This window comes from Ilumatobacter sp. (genome assembly GCF_049588435.1).
Lineage (GTDB): Bacteria > Actinomycetota > Acidimicrobiia > Acidimicrobiales > Ilumatobacteraceae > Ilumatobacter_A.
Genome location: NZ_JBAVYV010000569.1, coordinates 1 through 3,738, shown reverse-complemented (window position 1 = coordinate 3,738; position 3,738 = coordinate 1). Strand labels below are relative to the sequence as shown.

Genomic DNA, 3,738 nt, shown 5'->3' with positions numbered 1-3,738 from the left:
ATCGTGGCGCGCGGCCCGCTGGTCGGTCCGACGGTTCTGCTGGCGGTCGCTCTGTCGCGTGTCAGGGGGGAGTGGGATGAAGCCGTTGATGGTGCTCGGCTGTACGTCCGACGCGGGGAAGTCGCTGTTGGTCACCGCACTGTGTCGGTGGTTCGCGCGCGCCGGCGTCGATGTCGCGCCGTTCAAGGCGCAGAACATGTCGAACAACGCGCGCGTCGTGGCCGGCGGAGAGATCGGCGTCGCCCAGTGGTTGCAGGCGAAGGCCGCGGGCGTCGAACCAGATGTGCGGATGAACCCGGTGCTACTCAAGCCCGAGGCCGACACCCAGAGCCAGGTGGTCGTGCGCGGGAGGGTGGACCGCGGGTTGTCCGAGACGGCGTGGTCACAGCGTCACGACGCACTGTGGACCCCGATGTCGGAATCGTTCGACGAACTCGTGGCCGAGCACGAGCTGGTGATCATCGAGGGTGCGGGCAGCCCCGCCGAGATCAACTTGCGCGACCAGGTGAACAACCGGATGATCGAGCACGCCGACGCCGTCGGACTCCTGGTGTCCGACATCGACCGGGGTGGCTCGTTCGCTCATCTCTACGGCACGTGGGCGCTGGTGCCCGACACCACCCGCGAACGGCTCGACGGATACGTCCTGAACCGCTTCCGAGGCGACGCCGACCTGCTCGCACCGGGTCCCGAGCGGCTGACCGAACTGACCGGCATGACGCTCGCCGGGGTGGTCCCGATGGTGTCCCATCAGCTCCCGCGCGAGGAGGGCGGAGTCGAGCGGTCGACCGCACCCGCCGGAGCGCCGCGGGTGGTGATCCCGCGCCTTCCGTACGGTTCGAACCTCGACGAGTTCCAACTGCTGTCCACGGTCGCATCGATCCGGTGGGCGACCGCCGGCTCGGACTTCGACGGACTCGAACCGACGACCGACCTGATCGTCCTTCCCGGATCGAAACACGTCGTCGCCGACCTCGATTGGATCCGTGGGCGCGGCATCGACGACGCCGTGATCGGAGCCGTCGACCGTGGTGTCCGTTGCGTCGGCGTGTGCGGCGGAGCGATGATGCTCGGAAGGTCGATCGACGACCGACACGGCGTCGAGGGCGGCCGTCCGCTGCGCTGCGATGGTCTCGGTCTGCTGGATCACACCACCGTGCTGGGCTCGACGAAGACCACCGCGCTGGTCGAGGTCGACGCGCTCGGCGCGCGGTTCTCGGGATACGAGATCCGCTATGGCGAGCTGACGGACGGCCGTCGCTACATCAGCGACGGACGCGTCACGGCGACGACGGTGCACGGCCTGTTCGAACATCCGGAGTTCCTGCGGCGGCTGCTCGCCGTCGATGTCACCCCCGTGTTGGACGACACCTTCGAGCTGCTCGCCGACACGATCGACCAGCACCTCGACACGACCTGGCTGCAATCGATTCTCTGAATCGTCGTCCGCCCGTTTCGTCCGCCCGCTTCTTCACGTGCCGCGTCCGCTCGGTTCGGCGATCGCTCCGGCGCACATGTCGACGCATCGGACACCTAACGTCGGCGCGATGACCGAGCAGTCCGACGACGAGGTCCTGTACGACGAGCACGATCACGTCGGTGTGATCACGATCAACCGGCCCGGCGCACGCAACGCCCTGAACTGGTCGGCGTATGCAGCGCTCGAAGCGGCGGTGCGCGACACGACGGCACGATGTCTGGTCGTGACCGGAATCGATCCGGCGTTCTGCTCGGGCGATGACGTCAAGCAGATCATGGGAGGAGGCGACACCCCACCGCCGGACGTCGGACGAACGCCGCGGCTCACCCCGGCGGCCGATGCGTTGCTGCACACCGACATCCCGGTGATCGCCGCGGTGAACGGTGCGGCGGTCGGGTGGGGGATGGAGTTGGCGATGTTCGCCGACATCCGGGTGGCGTCGGAGAAGGCGAAGTTCGGTGAGCTGTTCGTGTTGCGTGGGTTGGTCAGCGACGTCGGTGGAATCGGCCGGCTCGCCGCACTTGTCGGGCGGGAGAAGGCGGCCGAGTTGCTGCTCACGGGCGACGTCATCGGCGCCGAGGAGGCGCTGCGGATCGGCCTCGTCGGACGCGTCGTCGCTCATGAGGAACTCCTCCCGACCGCCATGGGACTGGCGGCGCGCATCGCGGCGAACCCTCCGCTCGCTGTGCAGGCGCTCAAGCGCGGGTTGCGACGCGCGGTCGACCCCGACTGGAACGACCTCGGCGCGTGGGTCTCGACCAACCTCGGCGAGCTGTTCCAGACGAACGATCATCGTGAAGGCGTGAAGAGCTTCCTCGAGAAGCGCCCGCCACGATTCACCGGCACCTGACGTCCACGACCGTTTGGAGTCTGTTCCCCTGGGAGACGGTTCCCTGGCACGGGCAGGCGTCTTCCGCGACCACGTGGCAGCCGCTCGGATCGTAGAGTCGAGGGCATGGACGAGATCGACGAGAGTGAGTATCCGCCCTTCGACGGCGTCGAGCCGTACGGAACGGTCCGATCGATCGACGCCGAGCGCGCCCACAGGAAACGGATGTGCGCCATCGGGTATCGAATCTTCGCCGCTCAGCGGTGGGGTCAGCTGGGAGACGGTCACATCTCGGCTCGTGACCCGGAGTTCACCGATCACTTCTGGTTGCTCGATTGGGGCGTTCCGTTCGGGGAGGCGACCGTGGGACGACTCGTGCTCGTCGGACCCGACGGTGAGGTGAAGGACGCCGAGGGCAACCCGACCGGTGCCGTCAACACCGCCGGCTACAACATCCACGCACCAATCCTTGCCGCCCGACCGGATGCGGTCTCGGCCGCGCACACGCACACCCAGTTCGGAACGCCGTGGTCGGCCAACGTCGAACCGTTCCGTGCGCTCAGCCAGGAATCGTGCGCGTTCGTGCTCGACCAGTCGATCTTCGACGACGAAGAGGTCGAGGTCCTGTCGGTCGACGGTGGCAAGCGGATCGCGGCGGCCCTCGGCGACGCGAAGCTCTGCATCCTCCGGAATCACGGACCGTTGACCGTCGGCAGGACCGTCGAAGCCGCCGTCGCCTGGTTCGTCATGGCAGAACGGGTCGCCGAGGTCCACGTCAAGGCGCCCGACGGACGGGCGATCAGCGACGAAGCCGCGGAGATCGCCGCAAGCACGCTCGCACCCGAGATCTCCGGCTGGCGTGTGTTCCAGTGGCTGCAGCGCAGCCTGGTCTCGGACCCGAGCGTCGTCGACTGACCCGGTCGGGCCTCGACAACCCGGGTCCCGCAACCCGGGTCCCGCAACCGGGGTCCAGAACCAGCGAGCGCACGGGGCCGCGTGCGGATAGACCGGGATCTTCATGTGGGTTCCGATCACGCTGGCGGCGGCGCTCTTCCAGATCCTGCGGACGTCGCGGCAACACGAACTCCGTGGCGTGCTGTCGACCGGCGCGGCCGGGTACGTGCGCTTCGCCTACGGGGCGCCGCTCGCGGTCCTGGCGAGCATCGTGGTGTTCGTCCTCGTCGGCCAGGACGTGCCGTCGATCCCGTCGATCTTCTGGCCGATCATCGCCGGCGCCGGTGTCGCCCAGATCCTCGGGACGGTTGCGCTGCTCGCGTCGTTCAAGGTGCGCGACTTCGCGGTCGGAACCGTCTACAGCAAGTCCGAGGTGTTGATCCTCGCTGCACTCGGTGCCATCGGATTCGGCACGGCGCTCGCACCGGCCGGGTGGATCGGGGCGATCGTCGTGACGGTGGGTGTGGTGTTCCTG

The 3,738-nt window shown here is 68.0% G+C and carries 3 protein-coding genes and 1 pseudogene; all 4 read left to right on the top strand.

Translation table 11 applies throughout. The annotated features are described in order from the left end of the window. Positions 1-76: 76 nt before the first annotated feature. A complete protein-coding gene (locus WBV89_RS21445; protein ID WP_423983365.1) occupies positions 77-1,438 on the top strand; it encodes a cobyric acid synthase in 1,362 nt (453 codons plus the stop codon). Positions 1,439-1,547: 109 nt separating this feature from the next. Then, positions 1,548-2,330, top strand: coding sequence for an enoyl-CoA hydratase/isomerase family protein (locus WBV89_RS21440; RefSeq protein ID WP_423983364.1), 783 nt, complete (start codon positions 1,548-1,550; stop codon positions 2,328-2,330). Between the two features lie 105 nt (positions 2,331-2,435). After that, entirely contained in the window at positions 2,436-3,224 is a 789-nt protein-coding gene (locus WBV89_RS21435) for a class II aldolase/adducin family protein (RefSeq protein WP_423983363.1), read from the top strand. Between the two features lie 103 nt (positions 3,225-3,327). Further along, a pseudogene (locus tag WBV89_RS21430) lies at positions 3,328-3,738 on the top strand (hypothetical protein); the annotation flags it as partial.

Bases quoted from the DNA above. Each gene is read 5' to 3' on its own strand.
- WBV89_RS21435 (WP_423983363.1), top strand. From the start codon at position 2,436: ATGGACGAGATCGACGAGAGTGAGTATCCGCCCTTCGACGGCGTCGAG.
- WBV89_RS21440 (WP_423983364.1), top strand. From the start codon at position 1,548: ATGACCGAGCAGTCCGACGACGAGGTCCTGTACGACGAGCACGATCAC.
- WBV89_RS21445 (WP_423983365.1), top strand. From the start codon at position 77: ATGAAGCCGTTGATGGTGCTCGGCTGTACGTCCGACGCGGGGAAGTCG.